Genomic DNA, 23,756 nt, shown 5'->3' with positions numbered 1-23,756 from the left:
GACCCTATAGGCTGGCAGGAAAATAGAAAAGACGAACCGGAGAAACGCCCTCCGGTATGCCAACAGCAGGATCAGGCCGATGCAGGCAGACGACGAATTCAACCCAACCGTGGGCACCGCAGAGTTTCTGGAACCCGGCCTGCGCCGCATTCTGGCGCCGAATCCATCCCCGATGACGCACCGCGGGACCAACACCTATCTGCTCGGACACACTGATCTGGCGGTTATCGACCCGGGGCCGCTTTCGGAGAGCCACCTGCAGGCGATTCTCGAAGCGGTGCGACCGGAGCAGAGGATCAGCCATATCATCGTCACCCACAGCCATCTGGATCACTCCCCCCTCGCCGCGCCGCTGTCACGGGCATGCGGCGCGCCGGTGCTGGCCTTTGGCGGCCCGCTGGCCGGGCGCAGCGCCGCGATGACGCGCCTGGCCGAAAATGGCCTGATGGGCGGCGGCGAGGGCATGGACGCCGACTTCTGCCCCGACATCACGCTCAGGGATGGCGAGGTCATAAAAGGCTCCGATTGGGAGCTGGAAGTGATCCACACCCCCGGCCACCTCGGCAACCACATCGCCCTTGCATGGGGGGACGCCTGCTTTACCGCTGATCATGTGATGGGCTGGGCAAGCTCTCTGGTGTCTCCGCCGGATGGCGATCTCACCGACTTCATGGCCTCTTGCCGCCGCCTGCGCGCCCGGGATTGGCGTGTCTTTCACCCAGGCCATGGCCGACCGGTCCAAGACCCAGCCAACCGACTTGACTGGTTGATCCAGCACCGCTTGAACCGCGAGGCCGCAATTCTTGGCGCGTTGAAACAGGGGCCAGCGACGGCCTCGGATCTGGCGCGAATGGTCTATACGGACACCCCCGCCGCGCTCCTGAAAGCCGCTGAACGCAATGTTCTTGCCCATCTTGTCGACCTCACAGGACGCGCTCTGGCGCGCCCGAAAGGGGCCCTGACAGCCGATGCTGTTTTCGAGTGCGCCGATCTCTGATTTTTTTGAAAAAACTTGCTCCTCCCCTCTGGACGACCCAGCGAGAGGCCGCTATACGGCACGCACCGTTCCGGCGTAGCTCAGCGGTAGAGCAGTTGACTGTTAATCAATTGGTCGTAGGTTCGATCCCTACCGCCGGAGCCAAAAGTTTCAAGGGCTTAGCGAACCATCGCTAGGCCCTTTTCCTTTTCTGATGCCTGAGCTGTTTCTGCCCTCCGACCTGAAGCGCTGCTCCAAAATCCCGCCATCGCGAGATCGCTGTTTCAACAAAACAGATGTTCAAGAGGTCGCCGCTCCCGATGCCTATGGCCCGGCACCCAACGGTCTTTGGGCTTGGCAAAAAATCTCGCGAAACCCGCAATTTTCCTCTGGACGCCAAAGAATGATAACTCTATATCACGCCTCACATTCCGGCGTAGCTCAGCGGTAGAGCAGTTGACTGTTAATCAATTGGTCGTAGGTTCGATCCCTACCGCCGGAGCCAACCCCTCTTCATTCGGGTTGGAAGAAAAAAACACCCCATCAGCACAAACATTTTGATCGCTCGCCGAAGGAAACGCGCCGTTACGTTCGCGGCATCGGTCCTGACTCGATCTCGTTGAACACCTCTCCCGTTACCATGCCTTCGTTGGCGGACCGCTAAAGGCAGGCAACGCAGTAAAATCCGATACGCCCCCGCCAGAAAGAAAAATGGAAGGCTTTCGCCTTCCATTTTCTGTTTCAGTCTGCGTCTGCGACACCCTTGGCGCGCAGCCGTGCCCGTCTGGCACGGTAGCTGGGCAGCACCACCAGGATCACTGCCAGCCCCAGAAGGCCAACCGTCATCGGCCGCTCGAGGATGAAGCCGAGCCCATCGTAGAGCTGCATCGAGCGGGCGAAGTTGTTCTCCAGCATCGACCCCAGGATGAAACCGATCAGCAGCGGTGCCAGCGGATAGTCGGCAAAGCGCAGCACGGTGGCGCAGATCCCCAGCCCCACCAGGATCAACAGCTCCGTGGCGTTGTTCTGGCCGATATAGGCCCCCATCAGGGTGAAGAACAGGATGAAGGGAATCAGGTAGTTGCGCGGCACCGCCAGAACCTTGGCGATGTAGGGGATCAACGGCAGGTTCAGGATCAGCAGGATCAGGTTGCCCAGATACATCGAGATGATCACCGCCCAGAAGATCTGCGGCTCATCCACCATCAGCCGCGGCCCCGGCGAGACATTCAGCGCGATCAGCGCACCCAAGAGGATCGCCGTGGTGCCGGAGCCGGGAATGCCCAGCGTCAGGAGCGGCACGAAAGACCCGGTGCAGGCGGCATTGTTGGCGCTTTCCGGCGCCGCCAGCCCCTTGACCGAGCCCTTGCCGAACTGCTCCTGCTCTTCCTTGGAGGCGATGTTGCGCTCCACCGCATAGCCCAGGAAGGAGGCGATGGTGGCCCCTGCCCCCGGCAGCACGCCGATCAGGAAGCCCTGGATCGACTGGCGGCCGATTACCGGGGTGATCGCCCTGGCTTCTTCGCGGGTGATGCGCAGGTCCTTGATCTCGTTGCTGCCGCCTTCGGTGTTGGAGCGCGAGGGATCGAGCACCAGGTACATCGCCTCCGGCAGGGCGAACATCGCCATCGCCAGGGTGATGAAGCCAAAGCCGGACTGCAGGTCCATGACGCCCATGGTGAAACGCGGCATGTTGAACAGTGCGCCCTCGCCCACCGTGGCCATGATCAGCCCCAGAAGCGTCATCAACAGCGCCTTGCCCACCTGACCGGAACCGGCGAAGGCGGCAATCGCCGACAGGCCCACAACCATCAACGCGAAATACTCGGCCGAATGGAACAGCAGCGCCACGCTGGCCAGCGCAGGGGCAAAGATCATCAGCAGGATCGCCCCGATTGTGCCACCGGAGAACGAGGCAATGGCGGCAACGGTCAGCGCCTTGCCCGCCTTGCCCTGACGCGCCAGCGGATAGCCGTCGAAGCTGGTCGCCACGGTTGAGGCAACGCCGGGCGCGTTGATCAGGATTGACGATGTCGAACCGCCGAAGATCGCGCCGTAGTAGACACCCGCCAGCAGGATCAGCGCGGCAGAGGGATCACCGATGGAGATCGCAACCGGGATCATAATGGCGATGATCGACATCGGCCCGAGGCCGGGTAGCATGCCGATAAAGGTGCCGATCAGGCAGCCGCCGATCACCATCAACAGGTTTGTAAGAGAGAAGGCCGTTCCCAGGCCAATCATGATACCTTCGAGCATGTCAGCCTCCGTTCATGAAAAATGCGGGCCAGGGGCTCAGGAAAATGCCCAGGACCTCCTGCACCAGATACCAGACCAGACCGGCCGCAGCGGCGGCAACGGGCAGCAGGATGTGCAGCTTGCGTTCGCCCAGCGCAACGGCGCCCAGCACCAGGAAGCCCACGGTCGAGGGCAGGAAGCCCGCCGGACGCAGCAGCAGCGCATAGGCCACCATCAGCCCCAGCAGCATCAGCGCCTGGCCCAGGTTGTAATCCGTCAGGCGGCGGTAGTTGATGTCCATCGGCTTGGGCTCGTCGGCGCCCTTCTCGAACCCCAGCAGGATGAACAGTGCGGCCAGAATGGCCATCACCGACAGGACCTTGGGGAAGGTGCTGGGCCAGATCGGGTTGTGTTTCATGAACGGCGGCAGCCCCGCGTCCATGGTGAAGAAGGCTGCATAGCCATAGGCTAGGCAGATCATCAGGATGACGAGGGCAATCCAGCGGTCGAGTGCCATTTGCGGCTCCTGTGGTGTATGTTTCGATCAGGCGGGGAGCGTAGCCCCCGCCGCGCGGAGCACGCGGCCCCCGGGAGATTTTTCGGCAATAGGAAAGGGTCTGTGAACCATGGCCTGCGGGACGTGCCCCGCGGCGAAGGCTGATGAGCCAAGGGCCGTATACGGGGAAGGCAGTGCCGTTATCCTCGGAAGGGAGGCCCAGGCCTCGCCTTCCTTTTGCTTTCAATACCCCGGGAGCACGAGGGCGATGCCCCCGCATGCCGCGGCAGCGTCGGGATGGGCGCTCAGAGGAAGCCGAGCTGCTTCATCAGATCGCCAATGACCTTTTCCTGCTCCTCGAGGAAGCTGCGGAAATCATCGCCCGAGTTGTGGATGTTGACCCAGCCGTTGCGCGCCCGGACCTCTTCCCACTCGGGGGTGTCATACATTTTGGCCAGCGCCTCCTGATAGGCGGCGAGCTTGTCCTCGGGCAGACCCGGTGCCGCGAAGAAGCCGCGCCAGTTCACGAAGGACGTGTCCAACCCCTGCTCTTTCATGGTCGGTGCGTCCGGATAGCTGTCGACACGCTCATCCGCGGTAACGCCGATGATCTTCACCTCGCCCGCGTTGGCCAGATCGATTGCCTCGGAGAAACCGGTCGACAGGGCTGCGATCTCGCCCGACAGCAGCGCTGCCATCGCCTTGCCGCCCGCGTCGTAGGGGATGTATTTCACCGCCGTCGGATCCTCGCCCGCGGCCTGCATCACCATCGCTGCGACCAGGTGGTCCATGCCGCCCGGAACCGAGCCGCCACCCACGGCCGTGCCGCGCGGGTCTGCCCGATAGGCTTCCAGCAAATCTTCCATCGAATTGATCGGGCTGTCCTTGCCCACAACGATTGCTGCGTAGTCACCGATGGTGCCCGCCACCAGTGTCAGGTCACGGAAGTTCTGCGGAAACACGCCGGTGAGCGAGCGGATCACGATCGGGGTGGAGTTCACCATCAAGGTGCCGTGGTTGCTGTCGGCGTTTTCGATCAGGTAGCCGATTGCCTTGCCACCGCCGCCGCCGGACATGTTTTCATAGGATGCCTTGCCCACCAGTCCGGATTTGGTCAGCGCCTCACCGGTGCCGCGCGCGGTTCCATCCCAGCCGCCGCCAGCGCCGCCGGGGATCAGGAAGTGGATGCTATCAACCACCTGCTCTGCCGCCTTCAGCGGGCTGCCGAATGCCAGTGCCGCCGCCGCGGCGGCCATCGCCACCCGGCGTGTAAGGGTAAATTTCGTCATTATGTCCTCCCATTTGACAAAGCGCGGTTTTGCCGCCCATGACTGAAAGGGAACACAGCAAGCTGACACAAACCTGTCACGGCGCGAAAGGAAAGGATCACCCGGCATGCGGTTTCTTCTGGTCGAGGATAACGAGAGCCTGGCCAGCGCCCTGCTGGACCGGCTGCGCCTGGACGGCCATGTGGTGGACCACGCCGCCGATGTCTCCACCGCGACAGCCTTTGTCGGCACCACGGATTACGATCTGATTTTACTGGATATTATGCTGCCGGATGGCGACGGCCGCAGCTTTCTGAAAGACCATCGCGACCACCGCAAGGAAACCCCGGTGATTGTGCTGACCGCCCGTTCCGAGATTTCCGACCGGGTCGGCATGCTTGATCTGGGCGCCGATGACTACATCACCAAACCATTCGATTTTGCCGAGCTGGAGGCGCGCTGTCGGGCGGTGCTGCGGCGGCGCGGCGGGGTCAGCTCCAACATCCGGCGATTCGGAAATCTGGAATTCGACCCGATGGCCGGCACGCTGACCGTGGCCGGAAAATCCGCCACCCTGCGCAACCGGGAGCTGCGGTTGCTGGAGGTCTTCCTGAACGCTCCAGACCAGATCTTCTCCAAGGCCAAGCTGGTCGATCGGTTGTTTTCCTATGACGAGGACGTCTCGGAGAATGCGATCGAGGTCTATGTCGCGAGGCTGCGCAAGCATCTGGCGGGGTCCTCGGCGCAAATCACCACCGTGCGCGGCCTCGGCTATCGGCTGTCGCTGGAATGAGCGGCACCGTCAATGTCAGCGGCTCGATCCGCCGCCGCCTGCTGCTGCAGCTGGTGGGCAGCGCGGCGCTGCTGGCCGCGCTGTTGTTCTTTGCGGTGCTGGGGTTCGTGCGCAACGTGGCGGAGGAAAGCCACGACCGCATCCTGCTGGCCTCGGCCAGTTCGATCCTCGATTCGGTGTCCGTACAATCCGGCGAAATCACCGCCGACATCCCCTACGCGGCGCTGTCGATGTTGGGAAATGTCAGCGACGACAGGGTCTTTTACCGGATTACCACTGCCGGGCGACTGCTGACGGGCTATGCCGATCTGCCGGTCGGCCGTTCCACCAACCAGGTTGCCCAGCCGCTGTTCCAGACCGCCGAATACAAGGAGGAGAGCATCCGTGTGGTCACTCTGTCGCGGCGACTGGCCGTCAGCGGCGCACCGGTGTTGGTGCAGGTCTCGGTGGCACAAACCCGCACCGGGCAGGACGTGCAGCTCAGCCAGCTGTTCCGCTCGGCGCTTCACCTGGGGGTGGCCTTCTTCCTGCTCGCCTCGGCGCTGGCCTATTGGTCCGCGCAGTCCAGCATCACGCCGCTGCGCGCGCTGACTGCGGCGATTTCGCGGCGCGGCCCAAAGGACCTGCGCCCGGTGACGCGTCCGGTGCCTTCGGAAATGGCCCCGCTGGTGGCGTCGCTGAACACCTTCATCAGCCGCCTGCAGACGTCGCTCAGCCGGTCCGAGGATTTCATCGCCGAGGCCGCCCACCGCGTCCGCACGCCGCTGGCCACCGTACGGACCCAGGCCGAGGTCATGCTGATGCGGGTCGACAAGGAGGCCAACCGGGTGGGTCTGCGCGAGATGATCCGCGCCATCGACGAAAGCTCGCGCGCCGCCGGGCAGCTTCTGGACCACGCTATGGTCTCCTTTCGCACCGACAGCCTGGAGCAGGATGACATCAACCTGACAGATCTGGCCCGCGAGCTGGCCGACAGGCTGCAACCGGTTGCAGAAATGAAGGAAATCACACTGCACTTCGCCGCAGAAACCGATGTTCGCGCCTGCGGCGACGGCATTCTGATCCAGAACGCGGTGCGCAATATCCTCGACAACGCCATCAAGTATTCGCCGCAAGACAGCCAGGTGTGGATCCGGGTGGAAACCCGTGATGGCCTCGCGCGGATCACGGTCGAAGACCAGGCTGGCGGCTTTGGCAAGGAGGACACCGAAGCGCTGACCCAACGCTTTGTGCGGGGCGCCAATGCCCGCGACACCATTGGCTCCGGCCTGGGGCTGACCATCGCCCGCGAGGTTGCAGAGGCACACGCGGGCCAACTCCTTATCAAGAATAGCGAAACAGGAGCAGGCGCATGCGTTACCCTGTGTTTTCCAGCCCCATGAAGCACCTGCAGAAGTTGATGACCTTGGCACCCCAGTTGTTGCTGGCGGTGTTTCTGTTCATCCATGCCCAGCCCGCTCGCAGCTTTGAAATCGAAGAACACCGATGGATCGGCCCGGCGGACGGCGTTCCGCTGCGGGTCATTTCAACCACCGACACGCATATTCTTGCGCCGCTAATCGACAGCTTTCTGCGCCGCAATCCGGGGACCGCGGTGGACTATACCGTGGCCAACAGCAGTCAGGTCATGAAAGCAATCCTGGAGGGCGAGCATCAGTTTGACGTCGCCCTTTCCTCCGCAATGGATCTGCAGACCAAGCTTGCCAATGACGGTTACACAAGGCCCTACCAGTCAGACGCAACCGCACGTATCCCGCCCTGGGGCGAGTGGCGCAGCCATGTCTTTGCGTTTTCGATGGAACCGGCCTCGATCGTCTTTTCCACCAAAGGGTTCGAGGAGCAGGAGGTTCCCCGCACCCGGCAGGATCTGGTCACCCTGCTGCGCGCCAAACCTGAGCGGTTTCGCGGCAAAGTGGGCACCTATGACGTGTCCCTCAGTGGCTTGGGCTACCTGTTTGCCACCCAGGATGCCCGCACGTCGGAAACCTACTGGCGGCTGATGGAGGTGATCGGCAGCTTGCGCCCGCAACTGTTCTGCTGTTCCGCCGCCATGATCGAAAGCGTGGCCGCCGGTGACATTCTGGTCGCCTACAACGTCCTGGGCAGCTATGCCCGGGCGCGCAAGGATCTGGCCGACAAGATCATCGTCGTGGATCCGGTCGATTATACCCATCTGATGATGCGCTCGGCGGTACTGTTGCGCGGTGGCGCTCAGCCAAAACGCGCAGAGGCCTTCGTTGATCACTTGGTAACCGCCGGCTGGTCCCGCCCGCTTGCCGAGGATTTTCCCTTCAGCCCGCCGCCGGAATCCCTGACCGACACCACCAGCGGACATCGCCCCATTCACCTCGGCCCCGGGTTGCTAGTCTATCTCGATGCGCAGAAACGGCGCCGTTTCATGGCGGAGTGGTTCAGCGCCGTGCGCAAGGAGGGAACGCCGCGCTGAGGTGGCAGATAGCGAGACCGGAGTCGGCCACATGCAGACATCTTGGGGTGACAAACCTTGCGCGACGCGATAGAAACAAACCATGAACACTCCGATCTCCAGCATTCGCAACCTTGGCCCGGCATATGAAGAGGCCTGCCGCGCCGCGGGTATCCACTCGGCTGAGGAACTGCGCGAAATCGGTGCCGATGCCGCCTACGCACGCCTGCTTCGCAGTGGCACGCGGCCGCATTTCATCGGTTACTACGCGCTGGTCATGGCCCTGCAGGGACGCCCGTGGAATGACTGCAAGGGCAGAGAAAAAGAAGAGCTGCGCAAACGCTTTGACGCGATCAAGGCCGACGCCCGCCCGCAGCACGACAGCAAATTCCTGGAAGAACTCGACGCCATTGGCGTGCGGGCCAGCGCCGCAGATCTGAAGGCGCTCTGAGCGGCACGTGACTGCCCGCGCCGCGGCCTGTCGCCCTTCTCTCAGCGCCTCTCTCCAGCCAGCCCTGCAGGCCGCCTCTGCCCGGGATGCAACCTTTTGCCGGTTTCAATCGTTGTCCTGACGAGTGCAACGCGAAGCAAGGAGACCCGGCATGGACCTGATCCGTATCATATTCGCCATCATTCTGCCGCCACTTGGCGTGTTCCTCCAAGTGGGTCTGGGCAAACATTTCTGGCTGAACATTCTGCTGACTCTGCTGGGTTACATCCCCGGTATCGTCCATGCGGTCTGGATCATCGCGAGGAGACCTGAACATGTCTGACCTTAGCCCCCTTCAGGAGCGCAAGCTCGAAACCCTGGATCGTCTTGCCCAGCGTATGGATCGCGCCTTCCGTATCCCCGTCTTCGGGGTACGGATTGGCTGGGACAGCATTGCCGGGCTTGTGCCGGGCGTCGGCGACGCTGTCGCCCTGATCCCCGCCGGATACATCCTCTACTCCGGCTACCGCATGGGTGCTTCCGCCCCGATACTGGCGCGGATGGCTGCCAATATCGGTGTCGATGCCCTCATCGGGTCGGTGCCGCTGGTCGGTGACCTGTTCGACGTGGCGTGGAAGGCAAATACTCGTAACACGGCCCTCCTGCGCCGCCACCTCGAGGAAACGCCGCCAAAGGAGCCGCTTCCTAAACGTTTGGGTCGCAAACCCTTTTCCAGCCTCACGCCGCCGCGCGAGCTGAAAATGGCCCCATCGTATGTCGGCATGCACCACCGTGGGAAGCCACGCAATCGTCCGGCTTGGCAGCATCCGCTGAGCCGCACATTGGATCGATGAAAGAAGGGGGCTGACAGCCAAAGCTGCAGCCCCCTCAAACCAGCTGAAATCAGCCAGTGTCTATGGCTTAGCCAACCAGCTCGATGCCGGAGAAGAAGTATGCGATTTCCGCAGCAGCGGTTTCCGGAGCGTCGGAGCCGTGCACGGAGTTCTCGCCAACGGACTCGGCGAACTCGGCACGGATGGTGCCCGGTGCGGCGTCTGCCGGGTTGGTCGCACCCATGACTTCGCGGTTCTTCGCGATGGCGTTTTCACCTTCCAGAACCTGCACGACAACCGGCGCGGAGGACATGAATTCGCACAGTTCGTCGTAGAACGGGCGCTCGGCGTGCACTTCGTAGAACTTGCCAGCCTGTTCCTTGGTCATGTGGATGCGCTTCTGCGCCACGATGCGCAGGCCGGCTTCCTCAAACTTGGCGTTGATCTTGCCGGTCAGGTTGCGGCGGGTTGCATCGGGCTTGATGATCGAGAAAGTGCGTTCCAGAGCCATTTGGCATTCTCCTGATTGATGGGCCTCGGGGGATGTCCCTAGGCCGGAAACTCCGCGCGCCGCCTAACATGGCTTGGCGCGCTTGGGAAGATGTTTTCAGAGCGCGCACACGCACGCGCGTATCCAGGAGCAAGGTTTTCGAGCCGCCCAAGGCGGCAGGCCGATTGACAGCCCCCGACGGCTGCGCCACACCGCTGCTCATGTTACGCATTCAGGACATCACATATTCGGTCGAAGGCCGCCCGCTCATCGAGGGCGCCAGCGCCAATATTCCCACCGGGCACAAGGTCGGTCTGGTCGGGCGCAATGGCACCGGTAAAACCACGCTGTTCCGCATCATCCGGGGCGAGCTGGCGCTGGAATCCGGCAGCATCACCCTGCCCTCCCGCGCCCGCATCGGCGGTGTCGCGCAGGAGGTGCCTTCGTCGGATGTCTCGCTGCTGAATACGGTGCTGGCCGCCGACACCGAGCGCGCCGCACTGCTGGCCGAAGCGGACACCGCCACGGACGCCGGCCGAATTGCCGAGATCCAGACCCGGCTGGCCGACATCGACGCCTGGTCAGCCGAAGCCCGCGCCGCCTCGATCCTGAAGGGGCTGGGATTTGACGATGCCGACCAGCAGCGCCCGTGTTCGGACTTTTCCGGTGGCTGGCGGATGCGGGTGGCCCTCGCAGCGGTGCTGTTTTCCCAACCGGACCTGCTGCTGCTCGACGAGCCCACCAACTACCTGGATCTCGAGGGCGCGCTCTGGCTCGAGAGCTACCTGGCCAAATACCCGCATACGGTGCTGATCGTCAGCCACGACCGGGGCCTCCTGAACCGGGCTGTGGGCGCGATCCTGCATCTGGAAGACAAGAAGCTCACGCTCTACCAGGGCAACTACGATACGTTTGCCGAAACCCGCGCCGCCCGGCTGGCGGTGGCCGAAGCCGAGGCCAAGAAGCAGGAGGCGCGGCGCGCGCACCTGCAAAGTTTTGTCGACCGCTTCCGCTACAAGGCGTCCAAGGCGGTGCAAGCGCAATCGCGGCTCAAGATGATCGCCAAGATGAAGCCGATCACCACCCCGCAAGAAGCCGCCCTGCGCGCCTTCACCTTCCCCGAGCCGGAGGAGATGTCGCCCCCGATCATCCAGATCGAAGGGGGCGTCACCGGGTATGGCGACACCGAGATCCTGAAACGGCTGAACCTGCGCATAGACCAGGACGACCGGATCGCCCTGCTGGGCAAGAACGGTCAGGGCAAATCGACCCTCTCTAAACTTCTCGCGGACCGTCTGCCGCTGATGGCGGGCTCGATGACGCGGTCCTCCAAACTGCGTATCGGCTATTTCGCGCAGCACCAGGTTGATGAGCTGTATGTGGATGAAACCCCGTTGGACCACCTGCGCCGCCTGCGCCCGGAGGAAGCACCGGCCCGGTGGCGCTCTCGGTTGGCGGGTTTCGGCCTTGGGGCTGCCCAGGCAGAGACCGAGGTGCGACGGTTGTCTGGCGGCCAGAAGGCCCGGCTCAGCCTGCTGCTCGCGACGATCGACGCTCCGCATATGCTGATATTGGATGAACCGACCAACCACCTGGACATCGAAAGCCGCGAGGCCCTGGTCGAGGCGCTGACTGCCTACTCTGGCGCCGTCATCCTGGTGAGCCACGACATGCATCTGCTGAGCCTGGTGGCGGATCGGCTGTGGCTGGTCTCCGACGGCACGGTCAAACCATATGACGGCGACCTGGAAAGCTACCGCGCGCTGCTGTTGGCGCGGGACAAACCTGCTCCCAAGGCCGACGCCGAGGCGATCAAGACCGCCAAACCGAAACGGGCTTCCCGCGATCAGCTTCTGGCGCTGCGCGCAGAGGTGCGCAAATCCGAAGCGCGCGTGGAAAAGCTGACCGACATGCGTGAAAAGCTTGACGAAAAGCTGGCCGACCCTAGCCTGTACGAGCCGGGCAAAGCAGCCGACATCGAGACCTGGCAGAAGAAACATGCCGAATGTATCGAGGCGCTGGCCCGGGCGGAGACCCTGTGGATGGACGCCCTTGAAAAGCTGGAGCAGGCCGAGGCGCAATGATCGACACCGCATTCCTGATCACCTCTTTCGTGACCCTGTTCGTCATTGTCGACCCGATCGGGCTGACACCGATTTTCCTGGCGCTGACCCAAGGCATGACCCCGCGCCAACGTCGCAGCATCGCGATCCGCGCCACCGTCATCGCCGCGGTTCTTCTGGCCTTGTTTGCAGCCCTTGGCGAGGCGGTTCTGGGCTTCGTCGGCATCTCCATGCCCGCCTTTCGCATCGCCGGTGGCGTACTTCTGTTCCTGACGGCGCTGGATATGCTGTTTGAACGCCGCAACAAGCGTCGCGAAGATCGCAGTGAAGACGACGACATTGACGACCCTTCGGTCTTTCCCCTCGCGATCCCGCTGATCGCCGGACCCGGCTCGATTGCGACGGTGATCCTGCTGACCGGCCAGAAACCGGGGTTCGCCGGTTTCGCAATGGTCATGGGCGTCGTTGTCTGCGTGCTGGCGATCCTATTGGTGATGTGCCTGTTTTCCGGTCTGTTCGAACGCCTGCTGGGCAAGACCGGCATCACCGTGGTCACCCGGCTTCTGGGCATGCTGCTGGCCGCCCTGTCGGTGCAATTCGTCCTCGACGGACTGCGCGCTTATGGTTTTGCGGCCTAGCACCACCGCCCTGCGCACCTACATAACAGGGGGGAGGTGCCGCGATGGGCGACTATGAAATCGGACGAGTTATCTATCTGGTGATCCTGCTTGTTGCGGTCGGGTCCTGGGTCTTTGTCCAGAACCGCAACTCCCTTGGGAAGGCCGCGCAAATGTTCGCGGTCTGGATCTTCATTTTTCTCGGCGTCATTGCCTCCTATGGGCTGTGGGATGACATCCGCCAGACCGTGCGCCCTCAACAAAGCGTCGCGCAAGAGACTGGCCGCGTCGAAGTGCCACGCTCGCGCGATGGGCACTACTACCTCACACTTGAGGTCAACGGCACGCCGGTCGAGTTCCTGGTCGACACCGGCGCCAGCCAGGTTGTCCTCAATGAGCGCGATGCAGAGCGCGCGGGCATCGACACCAAGGCCCTCGCCTATCTGGGACGCGCGCGGACCGCCAACGGTGAGGTGCGCACCGCCTCGGTCTGGATTGACGAAATTTCACTGGGCGGCATCACTGATCGCAACCTGCGCGTCTGGGTGAACGAGGGCGAGCTGGAGCAATCCCTGCTTGGCATGGGCTATCTGCAACGCTGGTCCAGCATCGAGATCCGCAATGGCGCCTTGGTGCTGACCCGCTGACCGCCGCCAGTCAGCCGCGACTCCACCAGCCGGGTGCGCGTGACAAGCAGACACCTTTGCCTGACGTAGCTGGAGACAAGCGTTGCCACCACCCCGCGGCCATGTAGCGCAAGGTCGGTTCAGCCCTTGCTGGCGGGCGGCAGGATAAAGCCGGTCACCGGATAGACCCGGCCGAGTGCGCCGGGGTTGCTTTCCAGTCGCACGGCGGACCAGTCGTTGTTCTTCGACACATCCACCACTGCCATGTCCAGAGACACCCGGTTCCGACGCCAATTGGCGTGGTTCACCCGAATCCGACGCGGCCCTTCGACCTCGGAGACGACAGCCACGTGACCCAGCGGATTGGACCTTGTGGCAGTGAAGGCCATAACGGCACCGGTATGCGGCGTCTTCTGGCGCTGGTACTGGCCTTTGGCCTGGTTCCACCAGGTTTTTGCATTGCCGTAGATCTCGATCCCGCTGGCGTTGCGGGCGAAAGGTACACACCAGACCCTCTGGCCCTTGGACCGCATCGTCTGCGCCACGTCGACGGCAAAGGTCAGCCGTTCCATGTCCACTTCGGCGCGACTGACCGAGCCGCTCTCCATGTCCGCGCAATTCGCAAGTGTCAGCAACATTGCGCCAGCAACAAATGTCAGGCGCGCTCGCCCAAGAACACCTCGTACCTTCATCCGTCCCTCGTGATCGACTTGTCCCAGCCTTACTGGCAGCAGGCATACTGTGGGTTGCACGCTCACGCGAGCAATTCCTGCACAATTGAAACAATCCCGTGAGGAACCGGCGAAAACTCGCCGACCAATCGGGCGGAGGCGCTATTTTTCCGCCTTTTTCTCCCACCGCCCGCTTTCTTCGGACCAGTATTGGGCAGAACAGCCCGCGTCGGTGAGGGACTTCCACTGAACACGCGCGTGCTGGACGGCGTCCGGATCGGTCCCATCGAAAAGGATGCACACCCGCTGCAGGCTCTGCACCTCTTCCGGGCTGACGGCGGCACCGTCCACCGCCATCACGCAGTCTGGCGCATTTGCCGCCTCGGCGGCCGTGGTCAGCAAAATCGGCTGCAACGCGTCATGAGGGCCACCCGCCAGGCCATGGGGCAGAAAGCTGTCAGCAGGCCCCTGCCACAGGCAATCGTCCAACCAGGCCAGTCGCTCCGGATCGCGCCCGCGCACCGCGATCCGCCATCCGGCGCCGCGGGCCTTGCCCAGCAGCACCGGCAGCGTCTCCTCCAGCGGCGCGCGCGTCAGGTGATAGAAATAGGCAGCCCCCATGCGTGATTATTCCGCCTCGAACTTGTCCGAGACCAGACGGTTCAGCGCCATCACGCCCCAGCCGGTTGCGCCCTTGGGCGCAAAATCGGTGTCCGATTTGACAGAGGCCACACCGGCAATATCCAAGTGAATCCACGGCACACCGTCCTGGATGAAGCGCTGCAGGAACTGCGCCGCGGTAATCGAGCCTGCGGGGCGGCCACCGACATTCTTCATATCGGCGATACGCGATTTCAACTGATCATCGTAGGCCTTGCCCAGGGGCATCCGCCAGGCGCCCTCGCCCTCCGCATTTGCGGCCTTGAGGAAAGCGTTGCACAGGGCATCATCGTTGGAAAACACGCCTGCATTTTCGTGCCCGAGACCGATGATGATGGCACCCGTCAGGGTCGCCAGGTCAATCACGGCCGCAGGCTTGAAACGTTCCTGCGCATACCACAGCACATCACACAGCACCAAGCGCCCCTCGGCGTCGGTGTTGATGATCTCGACCGTGTCGCCCTTCATCGATTTCACCACGTCGCCGGGGCGGATGGCATTGCCCGACGGCATATTTTCGACCAGTCCGACCAGGCCCACGACATTGGCCTTGGCCTTGCGCAGCGCCAGCGCCTTCATGGTGCCGGCAACAACGCCGGCGCCCCCCATGTCCATGGTCATGTCTTCCATGCCACCCGCCGGCTTCAGCGAGATGCCGCCCGTGTCGAACACCACGCCCTTGCCGACCAGCGCCAGCGGCGCGGCATCCTTGGCACCGCCGTTCCACTGCATCACCGCAACCTTGGAGGGGCTGTCGGACCCCTGCCCGACGCTGAGCAATGTGCGCATGCCCAGCTTTTCCAGGTCCGCCTCTTCAAGGATCTCGACCTCCAGGCCAATCGCTTTCATCTCGTCGATCCGACGGGCGAATTCGGTGGTGGTCAGCACATTGGCCGGTTCGTTGACCAGATCGCGTGTCATATGCACGCCCTCGGCCACGGCCAGCAACGGCGCGCAGGTCGCCTCCAAATCGGACGGCACCTTGCTGGCAATCGTCACCTCGGCCCGGGGTGCCTCGTCGGTGGCGGTCTTGTGGCTTTCGAATTCGTAGCCACGCAGGGCGATCCCCAGGGTCAAATCCGCCGCCTTGTTCATGTTTCCGACCATCACCGTCAGCGGCTTACCCGCTGCCACCGAGGCCAGCTTGGCCCCGGCCTTGCGCGCCTCCACCGGGGTCAGCTTGCGCGACAACACCAGCACATCCAAGGCTTCAGCCTGCATCCCGGCGGGCCAGGTAATGGAAACAACCTGCCCGGATTTCACCTTCTTGAAACCGTCCGATTCGATCAGGCGGGCAATGGCGCCCTTGCTCAACCGGTTGGCGGTCCGCGCCGCCTGATCCATGCTGCCCTCGGGCGTGACCAGCACCGCAACACGGCCGGTCATGCCGGACAGGGCCTTGGGGTCATAGTCTGCAAAATGGATCGGGGTGAGGCTGCTCATGCCACGTTCTCCTGCTGGGTCGGTTGCTTGTTGAGCAAACAGCTATCGCGCGCGGTCGCGCTTGACCAGACCTCGCTTCGGCCAGAGCCTGCGCGGATCTCGCATCAACGCCAGAATGCAGTTTTCCCCGCGCAGCAAATCCACTAAGGTCCGGCAAAACAACAATGGCAGGATCTGGGGGGATCGGGTGTCAAGATATGACAGATATGTACTGTCTCAGTACCTGCTGTTCTTCGGCTTCTTCGCGCTGATTCTGGTTGCGGTGTTCTGGGTCAATCGTGCGGTTGTGCTGTTTGACCGGCTCATCGGGAATGGCCAGTCGGCGCTGGTGTTTCTTGAATTCACCGCATTGACCCTGCCCAACCTGATCCGAATGGTGCTGCCGATCGCCGCCTTTGGCGCTTCGGTCTGGGTCACCAACCGCTTGAACAGCGAGAGCGAGCTGACCGTTCTGCGGGCAACGGGCACCAGCCCCTGGCAGATGGCGCGACCGGCTCTGGTGTTTGGCATCATCACGGCGCTCATGATGTCGGCGCTGACCCACTACCTGTTGCCGACCTCGATCAATCAGCTCGAGCGGCGCGAAAGCGAAGTCTCCCGCAACATCACCGCAAAACTGCTGAGCGAAGGGGATTTCCTGCACCCGGCCAACGGGGTGACCTTCTATATCCGCCAGATCGATCCTGACGGCACCTTGAATGACGTGTTCCTGTCGGACCGGCGTGACCCCGAGGTTACCGTCACCTACACCGGCGCGCGTGCCTTCCTGGTCCGGGACGAGGACAGTGCCCACCTCATCATGGTCGAAGGCATGGCGCAGCGTCTGACGCACCGAAACCAGCAGCTGTCAACCACGTTCTTTTCTGATTTTTCATACGATATCAGTGCCTTGGCAAACAAAGCTGAGAGTTCCGCACGCAATATCCGCGCCATCCCCAGCCTGGAACTGCTGCGCAACCGCGCGGAGGTACAGAAAAAGGACGGCCACAGCCCCGGCGCCCAGGCTGAGGAACTACACCTGCGGTTCGCCCGCGCATTGGTCTGTATCGCGGTTACCCTGATTGGTTTCGCCACGCTGATGCTCGGCACGTTCTCGCGGTTTGGCGTCTGGCGTCAGGCGATGCTGGCGTTTGTCATCCTGATCTTCATCGAGGGGCTGCGCGGCGTGGTGTCGGAACCGGTTGTGAAGAACCCCGACTTGTGGCCGCTGATCTATGCGCCGACCGCGTTGGGTCTGGCGCTCGCGCTGGTGTTCCTGATCCTCGCGGGTCGGCCCAAAAGGATCCTCGCCGCGACGCCGGAGGCCGCCGCATGACGCTCGATTTCTACTATGCGCGCCGCTTTGTTCAATGGTTCATGGTGATTGTCGCCGTGCTGATGACGCTGGTGCTGCTGATCGATCTAAACGAGCAAATTCGACGTTTCGATTCGGCCGATCTGAGCATGGCTCAGCTGATCGGCCTTACCCTGTTGAACCTGCCTGCGGCGCTCAGTGAGTTTTTGCCACTGATCATGATCCTCAGCACCATCGTGCTGTTTGTCGGCCTTGCCCGCAGCAGCGAACTGGTGGTGACCCGGGCAATCGGCCGCTCCGGCATCCGGGCCCTGGCCGCGCCGGTTCTCGTGGCCGCGGTGATTGGCGGGCTGGCGGTCAGCACGTTGAACCCGATCGTGGCGGCCACCACCAATCGCTACCAGGACCTGGCGGAGACCTACCGCAATGGCGGCCCCTCGGCGCTGTCGCTGAGCGGCGAGGGATTGTGGCTGCGTCAGGGCGGCAGCCAGGGCCAATCGGTGATCCACGCCAAGGGCTACAGCGGCGACGCTGCCGAGATCACTTTGCACGATGTGTCGATCCACAGTTATGCGCAGGACAGCGGCCCAGTCCGCCGGATCACCGCGGATTCGGCACGGCTGGAAGATGGTGTCTGGATCTTGAAGGATGTCAAATCCTGGCCGCTGGTGGCCGGTCTGAACCCGGAAGGTGGCGCCGTACGGCACGCCGAACTGCGCCTGCCGACGACGCTGACGACCGATCGCATCCGCGACACGCTGGGCACCTCCAGTGGCATCTCAATCTATGATCTGCCCGCCACCATCCGCGAACTCTCGCAGGCTGGCTTCAGCACCAAACGATACGAGGTGCTCTACCAGGCCCAGCTCGCCCGACCGCTGTTCCTGATCGCGATGGTGCTGGTCGGTGCTGCCTTTACCATGCGCCATGCCCGCTTCGGCGGAACCGGACTTGCCGTGTTGATGGCCGTCCTGCTGGGATTCGGGCTTTATTTCATCCGCAATTTCGCGCAAATCCTTGGCGAGAACGGGCAGATCCCGGTGGCCCTTGCGGCCTGGGCGCCCCCCGTTGCCGCGATACTTTTGACTTTGGGACTGCTCCTTCATGCCGAAGACGGGTAATTTGCGCCGCAGGCTGCTGCTTTCCGCCGTGTTGCCCTGGCTGGCGCTCGCTGACGCGCCAGTACAGGCGCAGGCAGTGTCACAGCAGGAGCTGTCCGCGCCTGCAATGCTGGTTGCCGACCAGTTGTTCATTACGCCGGACCGCACGCTGGTCGCCGAAGGCAACGTCGAAGCCTTCCAGGGCGACACCCGGCTCCGCGCCGCAAAGATAACCTTCGACCAAACCACCGGCACCCTCGATATCGAGGGCCCGATCCGCATCGACCAGGGCGATACGATCACCATTCTGGCCAGCGCCGCGGAACTGGACCGCGATCTGCGCAACGGTTTGTTGACCGGCGCGCGCATGGTGTTTCAGCAGCAACTTCAGCTGGCTTCGCTGCAGATGTCGCGTGTCGGCGGGCGCTACACGCAACTGTACAAGACCGCCGCGACCTCCTGTGATGTCTGCGATGACGGGCGCCCTCCGTTGTGGCAGATCCGCGCCGAACGTGTCACCCACGACCAACTCGAACGACAGCTGTATTTCGAAAGCGCCCAGTTTCGGATCCTCGATGTGCCGGTTTTCTATTTCCCGGCCCTGCGCCTGCCTGACCCGTCACTGGATCGGGCCACCGGTTTCCTGATCCCGTCGCTGCGCTCCACCTCCAACCTCGGAACCGGCATCAAGCTGCCGTATTTCTTCACGCTGGGCCCGCACCGTGACCTGACGTTGGCGCCCTATATCTCCTCCAGCACCCGAACGCTGGACCTGCGCTACCGCCAGGCCTTCCGCACCGGGCGGATCGAGTTCAACGGCGCCTATACCCGCGACGATCTCTACCGTGGCGAAGGCCGTGGATATGCCTTCCTCGAGGGGCGCTTTCAGCTGCCGCACGACTATCAGCTCAGCTTCGACTTCAAGACCGTTTCCGACGATGCCTATCTTGCTGACTACGGCCTCCCAGATCTCGACCGCTTGCGGTCTGACATCGTTCTGGAGCGGGCCCGCCGCGATCGTCTTCTGCGCGCATCGCTGACGCACTACAAGACGCTGCGGGACAGCGAAATTCAAAGCGAAATTCCCTCCGGCATCGCCGAGGTCTATTACCAGACCCGCCACCACCCGGCCCTAACAGGCGGCGAGCTGCGGCTGACGTTGCAGGGGCACGGCCACCACCGCAGCTCCAGCCGTGAAGGAACAGAGGAATTCAGTTATGGTCGCGACCTGACCCGGCTGACCGCCGACATCGAGTGGCGCCGCATCTGGCGCCTTGGCTACGGCATCCTGGCCGAGTGGGAAATTGGCGGGGCCGCCGACGCCTTCCGCTCCTTTGACGACGGCTTTTATACCGAAAGACTGACCCGGTTCACGCCGCGCAGCGCGGTAACATTCCGCCTGCCGATGACCCGCCAGGAGGCCTCTGGCGCCACCCAGTATCTGGAGCCCATCCTGCAGATTGGCTGGCGCAATGAAGGCAGCGGTGAGGTCGCCAGTGAAGAGAGCCGTTTCGTCGAATTCGATCAAGGCAACCTGCTGTCTCTGTCCCGCTTTGCGGAGGCGGATGCGCGTGAAGACGGGCTGACGCTGGTGTACGGGGCCAATTGGGCGCGCTATGCCCCCAGCGGCTGGCAGGCCTATGCCACCGCCGGTCATGTTCTGCGCAGCGAAGCTGACCCGCGCTTTACCAAAAGCTCGGGTCTTGGGGGCACGTCCTCGGACCTGCTGCTGGCCGGGCAGATCAAGTTCGGCAAAGGCCTGGCGCTGTCGACACGCGGGCTGTTGAACGGGTCGTTCAATTTCTCCAAGGCTGAGTTGCGCGGCGACTGGACCACCCATCGCTCCAGCCTGTCGGGCACCTATCTCTGGCTGGGCACCGACCCGGACGAAGAACGCGACGAAGAAACCTCGGAACTCTGGCTCGATGGTCGCTATGACCTCAACCCCAACTGGTCGGCCAGCGCCCGCTTGCGATATGATGTATCCGATGCCCGCGCCACCCGCGCAGGGCTTGGGGTGGCCTACAGCAACGAATGCGTGACGGTCGACGTTTCGGTCAACCGCCGCTATACCTCGACAACAAGTGTTGAGCCGACAACGGATTTCGGCTTTACCATCTCGCTGAACGGTTTTTCCGTGAACAGCGGCAGCAAACAGTACAGGCGGTCATGCAGCAAGACGTGAAATCCCGGTTCCCGGCATCCATCCTTTCCCGCGCTTTCAACACCGCAGCCGCGCTGACGCTGGCTGCCGGGCTGGCCTGGACCGGCCTGCCCGCCGCCGCGCAGAACCTGTTTGCCCCGGCGATCACGGTCAACGATGCGGTCATCACCCGCTACGAGCTGGAACAGCGCGCCCGCTTCCAGGCCGCCTTGCGGGTTCCCGGCGATCCGGTGGAGACCGCCCGCAAGGAGCTGATCAACGACCGGCTGAAACTCGAAGTCCTGAAGCAGGCCGGGATCCTGCCCAACGAGGAAGAAATCACCAAGGGCATGGAAGAACTGGCGGGGCGCGCCAACCTGTCCCTGAACGACTTTCTGACGGTGCTGCGCCAGAACGGTGTCGACCCGCAGACGCTGCGTGATTTCACCACCGTGGGCCTTGGCTGGCGCGAATACACCCGAGCCCGCTTCCTGTCCCGCGCCCGCCCCACAGCCGCAGAGATTGACCGCGCCATGGGGCAGGCCGGCAGCGGCACCGTGCAGGTGCTGTTGTCGGAATTCATCGTGCCGCTGACAGAACAGAACGCCGCCCAGGTCGAAGAACTGGTGGAGCACGTCTCCCGCCTCAAAGGGTATGACGCCTTCTCGGCCGCCGCCGCGCAGTATTCTGCCGCCGCCAGCCGCGACGAGGGCGGCCGGTTGCCATGGGTCACGCTGACCAAACTGCCGCCGCAATTGCAGGAAGTGGTACTGGCCCTGAAGCCGGGTGAAATTTCCGAACCGATGCCGCTGCAAGGCGCAATCGCGTTGTTCCAGATGCGCGGCGTGCGCGAAGTCGAAGGGGCAGCCCCCCGCTACACTGCCATCGAATACGCAACCTACTACCTGCCCGGCCCGCGCACGCCCGAAAACCTGGCCAAGGCGCGCAAAGTCGCCCAAAGCGTTGACACCTGCGATGATTTCTACGGGCTGGCGAAGGACCAGGATCCCTCCGTGCTGGAAATCCACAGCCTGCCGCCCGCCGAGATCCCAAATGACATCGCTTTGGAGCTGGCCAAGCTCGACAATGGTGAAACCTCGACCGCGCTGAGCCGCAACAACGGCGAAACCCTGATGGTGCTGATGCTCTGCGGCCGCACTGCGGATCTGGGCGAAGGCGCCACCCGTGAGGCGGTGGCGAATGCGCTGACAGTGCAGCGGATGACCTCGCTGTCTGACAGCTACCTGCAACAGCTGCGTGCGAACGCGCGTATCGAGATCAAATGACCCGCACCGGGCCGATTGCACTCAGCTGCGGCGAACCCGCAGGGATCGGCCCGGAAATCGCCGCCAAGGCGTGGGCGACCTTGCGCGACAGCTGCCCGTTCTTTTGGATCGGCGATCCCCGTCACCTGCCTCCGGGCACCCCCATCCGTGAGATCACCGCGCCGATGGAGGCCCTGTCCGCCTGCACGGATGCAATGCCGGTGCTGCGGCTGCCCTTTCAGGGCAGCGCGGACAAAGGTCAGGCCGACCCCGCAAACGCGGCAGGTGTGATCCGCGCGATCGAGACCGGGGTCCAGCTGGTGCAGGCAGGCGAGGCCGCGGCCCTGTGCACGGCCCCCATCCACAAGAAGGCGTTGATCGACGGCGCCGGTTTTGCCTATCCCGGTCACACGGAGTTTCTGGCAGCACTGGCGGGATGCGAGCGCGTGGTGATGATGCTGGCCAGCGCGCAGCTGCGCGTGGTGCCTGCCACCATCCACATTGCCCTCGCCGATGTACCATCCGTTCTGTCCCCTGCTCTCCTGCGCGAAACCATCGAGATCACCGCGCTCGGCCTGCAACGGCAATTCGGCATCGCAGCCCCACGGATCGCGGTGGCCGGCCTGAACCCCCACGCGGGCGAAGGCGGGGCCATGGGCCATGAAGAACTGGACTGGATCAATGACCTGGTCCGACAGATGCAGTCCGAAGGGCTGGCCGTTACCGGCCCGCATCCCGCCGATACGCTGTTTCACGCCGCCGCCCGCACGCGTTATGACGCCGCGGTCTGCATGTATCATGACCAGGCGCTGATCCCGATCAAGACGCTGGATTTCGATCGCGGCGTCAACGTCACGCTGGGGCTGCCCTTCATCCGGACCTCGCCCGACCACGGCACCGCGTTTGACATTGCGGGCAGCGGCCAGGCCAACCCGACCAGCCTGATCGAAGCATTGAAGCTGGCGCAGGCCATGGCTGCCAGCTCTTGATTCTTTGCCTGCCGGGACATATCCCCAGCCGCAACATCCCCTTCCCGCGCGCCCTGCGCCCTGCCCCAAGGTACCTCAGCCACATGAGCGCAATCGACTCCCTGCCCCCCCTGCGCGAAGTGATCGCGAAGCATCAGCTGTCGGCACGCAAGTCGCTGGGCCAGAATTTTCTCCTGGATCTCAACCTCACCGCCAAGATCGCCCGGCAGGCGGGGGATCTGTCGGGTTGTGACGTGCTGGAGATCGGCCCCGGGCCGGGGGGCCTCACCCGTGGGCTGCTGGCCGAAGGCGCCCGGCGGGTGCTCGCAGTAGAAAAGGACGCCCGCTGCCTGCCCGCGCTGCAGGAAATTGCCGACGCCTATCCGGGCCGGTTTGACGTCATCAATGGTGACGCGTTGGAGATCGACCCGCTGGCGCATCTGACGCCGCCGATCCGCATCGCCGCCAACCTGCCCTACAATGTCGGCACCGAACTGCTGGTGCGCTGGCTGACGCCAAAGGACTGGCCCCCTTTCTGGCAAAGCCTGACATTGATGTTCCAGCGCGAAGTGGCCGAGCGCATCGTCGCCCAGCCCGGCTCAAAGGCGTATGGCCGCCTCGCAATCCTGTCGCAATGGCGTGCCGATGCGCGGATCGTGTTGTCGCTGCCTCCCGGTGCCTTCACCCCACCGCCCAAGGTCTCCAGCGCCGTGGTCCATCTGGATGCCCTGCCCGCGCCACGCTTCGAAGCCGATGCGGCGGTGCTGAACCGCGTTGTCGCCGCCGCCTTCAACCAGCGTCGCAAGATGCTGCGCGCCTCGCTCAAGGGCATTTCTCCCGAGATCGAAGACCTGCTGCATGCGGCGGGCATCCCCCCGACCGAACGGGCAGAGCAAGTCAGCCTCGAAGCCTTCTGCGCGCTGGCACGCCACGTGGCAGCCGCGGCGCAACGCTGAT

At 63.3% G+C, this 23,756-nt stretch carries 23 protein-coding genes and 2 tRNA genes; 18 read left to right on the top strand and 7 right to left on the bottom strand.

The features are described 5' to 3' along the window. The first annotated feature begins 79 nt into the window (after window positions 1-79). The 3 genes from AB9K35_RS05375 to AB9K35_RS05365 all read left to right on the top strand — a co-directional run bounded on the left by AB9K35_RS05375 (window position 80) and on the right by AB9K35_RS05365 (window position 1,481). Entirely contained in the window at window positions 80-997 is a 918-nt protein-coding gene (locus AB9K35_RS05375) for an MBL fold metallo-hydrolase (protein WP_369924814.1), read from the top strand. Window positions 998-1,066: 69 nt separating this feature from the next. Further along, window positions 1,067-1,141, top strand: a tRNA-Asn gene (locus tag AB9K35_RS05370). Window positions 1,142-1,406: 265 nt separating this feature from the next. Then, window positions 1,407-1,481 (top strand) — tRNA-Asn (locus AB9K35_RS05365). A gap of 236 nt (window positions 1,482-1,717) precedes the next feature. Here AB9K35_RS05365 and AB9K35_RS05360 read toward each other — a convergent pair. The 3 genes from AB9K35_RS05360 to AB9K35_RS05350 form a co-directional block, all read right to left on the bottom strand. Then, the gene (locus AB9K35_RS05360) at window positions 1,718-3,235 is read right to left on the bottom strand and encodes a tripartite tricarboxylate transporter permease (protein WP_222453388.1); all 1,518 of its coding nucleotides are present in this window, start codon (window positions 3,233-3,235) and stop codon (window positions 1,718-1,720) included. Between the two features lies 1 nt (window position 3,236). Further along, window positions 3,237-3,731, bottom strand: coding sequence for a tripartite tricarboxylate transporter TctB family protein (locus AB9K35_RS05355; protein ID WP_222453389.1), 495 nt, complete (start codon window positions 3,729-3,731; stop codon window positions 3,237-3,239). A gap of 284 nt (window positions 3,732-4,015) precedes the next feature. Then, window positions 4,016-4,999: a tripartite tricarboxylate transporter substrate-binding protein gene (locus AB9K35_RS05350; RefSeq protein ID WP_222453390.1), complete on the bottom strand. Its 984-nt coding sequence runs from the start codon at window positions 4,997-4,999 to the stop codon at window positions 4,016-4,018. Between the two features lie 106 nt (window positions 5,000-5,105). Here AB9K35_RS05350 and AB9K35_RS05345 point away from each other — a divergent pair, with 106 nt between their 5' ends. The 6 genes from AB9K35_RS05345 (at window position 5,106) to AB9K35_RS05320 (ending at window position 9,480) form a co-directional block, all read left to right on the top strand. Further along, entirely contained in the window at window positions 5,106-5,771 is a 666-nt protein-coding gene (locus AB9K35_RS05345) for a response regulator transcription factor (protein WP_369924813.1), read from the top strand. Continuing rightward, window positions 5,768-7,153 (top strand): sensor histidine kinase, encoded by a 1,386-nt coding sequence (locus tag AB9K35_RS05340; protein ID WP_369924812.1) that lies wholly within the window; start codon window positions 5,768-5,770, stop codon window positions 7,151-7,153. The genes AB9K35_RS05345 and AB9K35_RS05340 overlap by 4 nt, the downstream gene beginning before the upstream one ends. Beyond that, window positions 7,123-8,217, top strand: coding sequence for an ABC transporter substrate-binding protein (locus tag AB9K35_RS05335; RefSeq protein ID WP_369924811.1), 1,095 nt, complete (start codon window positions 7,123-7,125; stop codon window positions 8,215-8,217). Before AB9K35_RS05340 ends, AB9K35_RS05335 begins: the two co-directional genes overlap by 31 nt. An 82-nt stretch (window positions 8,218-8,299) precedes the next feature. After that, on the top strand, window positions 8,300-8,647 hold the full coding sequence (locus tag AB9K35_RS05330; protein ID WP_222453394.1) for a TfoX/Sxy family protein: 348 nt from the start codon (window positions 8,300-8,302) through the stop codon (window positions 8,645-8,647). A gap of 151 nt (window positions 8,648-8,798) precedes the next feature. Further along, a complete protein-coding gene (locus tag AB9K35_RS05325; RefSeq protein WP_222453395.1) occupies window positions 8,799-8,969 on the top strand; it encodes a YqaE/Pmp3 family membrane protein in 171 nt (56 codons plus the stop codon). Further along, entirely contained in the window at window positions 8,962-9,480 is a 519-nt protein-coding gene (locus tag AB9K35_RS05320) for a DUF4112 domain-containing protein (protein WP_369924810.1), read from the top strand. Before AB9K35_RS05325 ends, AB9K35_RS05320 begins: the two co-directional genes overlap by 8 nt. A gap of 67 nt (window positions 9,481-9,547) precedes the next feature. Here AB9K35_RS05320 and ndk read toward each other — a convergent pair whose 3' ends face one another. Next, window positions 9,548-9,970: a nucleoside-diphosphate kinase gene (ndk, locus tag AB9K35_RS05315; RefSeq protein ID WP_222453397.1), complete on the bottom strand. Its 423-nt coding sequence runs from the start codon at window positions 9,968-9,970 to the stop codon at window positions 9,548-9,550. A 200-nt stretch (window positions 9,971-10,170) separates the two neighbouring features. On the opposite strand from ndk, the gene AB9K35_RS05310 reads away from it, so the two are divergent. The 3 genes from AB9K35_RS05310 to AB9K35_RS05300 are packed head-to-tail and all read left to right on the top strand — an operon-like array spanning window position 10,171 to window position 13,276. Then, window positions 10,171-12,033, top strand: a complete 1,863-nt coding sequence (locus tag AB9K35_RS05310; RefSeq protein WP_369924839.1) for an ABC-F family ATP-binding cassette domain-containing protein — start codon at window positions 10,171-10,173, stop codon at window positions 12,031-12,033. Next, entirely contained in the window at window positions 12,030-12,650 is a 621-nt protein-coding gene (locus AB9K35_RS05305; RefSeq protein ID WP_369924809.1) for a MarC family protein, read from the top strand. The genes AB9K35_RS05310 and AB9K35_RS05305 overlap by 4 nt, the downstream gene beginning before the upstream one ends. A 44-nt stretch (window positions 12,651-12,694) precedes the next feature. Next, a complete protein-coding gene (locus AB9K35_RS05300) occupies window positions 12,695-13,276 on the top strand; it encodes a TIGR02281 family clan AA aspartic protease (RefSeq protein WP_222453400.1) in 582 nt (193 codons plus the stop codon). 119 nt (window positions 13,277-13,395) lie between these two features. Here the strand turns inward: AB9K35_RS05300 and AB9K35_RS05295 are convergent, their stop codons facing one another. The 3 genes from AB9K35_RS05295 to AB9K35_RS05285 all read right to left on the bottom strand — a co-directional run bounded on the left by AB9K35_RS05295 (window position 13,396) and on the right by AB9K35_RS05285 (window position 16,029). Continuing rightward, a complete protein-coding gene (locus tag AB9K35_RS05295) occupies window positions 13,396-13,893 on the bottom strand; it encodes a CHAP domain-containing protein (protein ID WP_222453401.1) in 498 nt (165 codons plus the stop codon). Window positions 13,894-14,088: 195 nt separating this feature from the next. Then, on the bottom strand, window positions 14,089-14,547 hold the full coding sequence (locus AB9K35_RS05290) for a DNA polymerase III subunit chi (RefSeq protein WP_222453402.1): 459 nt from the start codon (window positions 14,545-14,547) through the stop codon (window positions 14,089-14,091). 6 nt (window positions 14,548-14,553) lie between these two features. Continuing rightward, window positions 14,554-16,029, bottom strand: a complete 1,476-nt coding sequence (locus AB9K35_RS05285) for a leucyl aminopeptidase (RefSeq protein ID WP_369924808.1) — start codon at window positions 16,027-16,029, stop codon at window positions 14,554-14,556. A 187-nt stretch (window positions 16,030-16,216) separates the two neighbouring features. Between AB9K35_RS05285 and lptF the strand changes: the two genes are divergently transcribed. The 6 genes from lptF (at window position 16,217) to rsmA (ending at window position 23,755) form a co-directional block, all read left to right on the top strand. Continuing rightward, on the top strand, window positions 16,217-17,344 hold the full coding sequence (lptF, locus tag AB9K35_RS05280; RefSeq protein WP_369924807.1) for an LPS export ABC transporter permease LptF: 1,128 nt from the start codon (window positions 16,217-16,219) through the stop codon (window positions 17,342-17,344). After that, window positions 17,341-18,444: an LPS export ABC transporter permease LptG gene (gene lptG / locus AB9K35_RS05275; RefSeq protein WP_222453405.1), complete on the top strand. Its 1,104-nt coding sequence runs from the start codon at window positions 17,341-17,343 to the stop codon at window positions 18,442-18,444. The genes lptF and lptG overlap by 4 nt, the downstream gene beginning before the upstream one ends. Beyond that, window positions 18,428-20,608 carry an LPS-assembly protein LptD gene (locus AB9K35_RS05270; protein WP_369924806.1) on the top strand — a complete coding sequence of 727 codons (2,181 nt, stop codon included), beginning with the start codon at window positions 18,428-18,430 and terminating at the stop codon, window positions 20,606-20,608. The genes lptG and AB9K35_RS05270 overlap by 17 nt, the downstream gene beginning before the upstream one ends. Further along, on the top strand, window positions 20,593-21,852 hold the full coding sequence (locus AB9K35_RS05265) for a peptidylprolyl isomerase (RefSeq protein ID WP_369924805.1): 1,260 nt from the start codon (window positions 20,593-20,595) through the stop codon (window positions 21,850-21,852). Before AB9K35_RS05270 ends, AB9K35_RS05265 begins: the two co-directional genes overlap by 16 nt. After that, a complete protein-coding gene (gene pdxA, locus AB9K35_RS05260) occupies window positions 21,849-22,820 on the top strand; it encodes a 4-hydroxythreonine-4-phosphate dehydrogenase PdxA (RefSeq protein ID WP_369924804.1) in 972 nt (323 codons plus the stop codon). The genes AB9K35_RS05265 and pdxA overlap by 4 nt, the downstream gene beginning before the upstream one ends. Before the next feature lie 83 nt (window positions 22,821-22,903). Continuing rightward, on the top strand, window positions 22,904-23,755 hold the full coding sequence (rsmA, locus tag AB9K35_RS05255) for a 16S rRNA (adenine(1518)-N(6)/adenine(1519)-N(6))-dimethyltransferase RsmA (protein ID WP_369924803.1): 852 nt from the start codon (window positions 22,904-22,906) through the stop codon (window positions 23,753-23,755). The last annotated feature ends 1 nt before the right edge of the window (window position 23,756 follow it).

Origin of the sequence: Leisingera sp. XS_AS12 (assembly GCF_041224635.1) — a bacterium.
In the GTDB taxonomy this organism is placed as follows: domain Bacteria; phylum Pseudomonadota; class Alphaproteobacteria; order Rhodobacterales; family Rhodobacteraceae; genus Leisingera.
Note: the sequence above shows the minus strand (reverse complement) of the source record. Positions and strands in the feature narration are given on the sequence as shown.

What these genes read in the sequence shown, in the direction of transcription:
- AB9K35_RS05375 (WP_369924814.1), top strand. Translation starts at nt 80, where the DNA reads ATGCAGGCAGACGACGAATTCAACCCAACCGTGGGCACCGCAGAGTTT.
- AB9K35_RS05360 (WP_222453388.1), bottom strand. Translation starts at nt 3,235, where the DNA reads ATGCTCGAAGGTATCATGATTGGCCTGGGAACGGCCTTCTCTCTTACA.
- AB9K35_RS05355 (WP_222453389.1), bottom strand. Translation starts at nt 3,731, where the DNA reads ATGGCACTCGACCGCTGGATTGCCCTCGTCATCCTGATGATCTGCCTA.
- AB9K35_RS05350 (WP_222453390.1), bottom strand. Translation starts at nt 4,999, where the DNA reads ATGACGAAATTTACCCTTACACGCCGGGTGGCGATGGCCGCCGCGGCG.
- AB9K35_RS05345 (WP_369924813.1), top strand. Translation starts at nt 5,106, where the DNA reads ATGCGGTTTCTTCTGGTCGAGGATAACGAGAGCCTGGCCAGCGCCCTG.
- AB9K35_RS05340 (WP_369924812.1), top strand. Translation starts at nt 5,768, where the DNA reads ATGAGCGGCACCGTCAATGTCAGCGGCTCGATCCGCCGCCGCCTGCTG.
- AB9K35_RS05335 (WP_369924811.1), top strand. Translation starts at nt 7,123, where the DNA reads ATGCGTTACCCTGTGTTTTCCAGCCCCATGAAGCACCTGCAGAAGTTG.
- AB9K35_RS05330 (WP_222453394.1), top strand. Translation starts at nt 8,300, where the DNA reads ATGAACACTCCGATCTCCAGCATTCGCAACCTTGGCCCGGCATATGAA.
- AB9K35_RS05325 (WP_222453395.1), top strand. Translation starts at nt 8,799, where the DNA reads ATGGACCTGATCCGTATCATATTCGCCATCATTCTGCCGCCACTTGGC.
- AB9K35_RS05320 (WP_369924810.1), top strand. Translation starts at nt 8,962, where the DNA reads ATGTCTGACCTTAGCCCCCTTCAGGAGCGCAAGCTCGAAACCCTGGAT.
- ndk (WP_222453397.1), bottom strand. Translation starts at nt 9,970, where the DNA reads ATGGCTCTGGAACGCACTTTCTCGATCATCAAGCCCGATGCAACCCGC.
- AB9K35_RS05310 (WP_369924839.1), top strand. Translation starts at nt 10,171, where the DNA reads ATGTTACGCATTCAGGACATCACATATTCGGTCGAAGGCCGCCCGCTC.
- AB9K35_RS05305 (WP_369924809.1), top strand. Translation starts at nt 12,030, where the DNA reads ATGATCGACACCGCATTCCTGATCACCTCTTTCGTGACCCTGTTCGTC.
- AB9K35_RS05300 (WP_222453400.1), top strand. Translation starts at nt 12,695, where the DNA reads ATGGGCGACTATGAAATCGGACGAGTTATCTATCTGGTGATCCTGCTT.
- AB9K35_RS05295 (WP_222453401.1), bottom strand. Translation starts at nt 13,893, where the DNA reads ATGTTGCTGACACTTGCGAATTGCGCGGACATGGAGAGCGGCTCGGTC.
- AB9K35_RS05290 (WP_222453402.1), bottom strand. Translation starts at nt 14,547, where the DNA reads ATGGGGGCTGCCTATTTCTATCACCTGACGCGCGCGCCGCTGGAGGAG.
- AB9K35_RS05285 (WP_369924808.1), bottom strand. Translation starts at nt 16,029, where the DNA reads ATGAGCAGCCTCACCCCGATCCATTTTGCAGACTATGACCCCAAGGCC.
- lptG (WP_222453405.1), top strand. Translation starts at nt 17,341, where the DNA reads ATGACGCTCGATTTCTACTATGCGCGCCGCTTTGTTCAATGGTTCATG.
- AB9K35_RS05270 (WP_369924806.1), top strand. Translation starts at nt 18,428, where the DNA reads ATGCCGAAGACGGGTAATTTGCGCCGCAGGCTGCTGCTTTCCGCCGTG.
- AB9K35_RS05265 (WP_369924805.1), top strand. Translation starts at nt 20,593, where the DNA reads ATGCAGCAAGACGTGAAATCCCGGTTCCCGGCATCCATCCTTTCCCGC.
- pdxA (WP_369924804.1), top strand. Translation starts at nt 21,849, where the DNA reads ATGACCCGCACCGGGCCGATTGCACTCAGCTGCGGCGAACCCGCAGGG.
- rsmA (WP_369924803.1), top strand. Translation starts at nt 22,904, where the DNA reads ATGAGCGCAATCGACTCCCTGCCCCCCCTGCGCGAAGTGATCGCGAAG.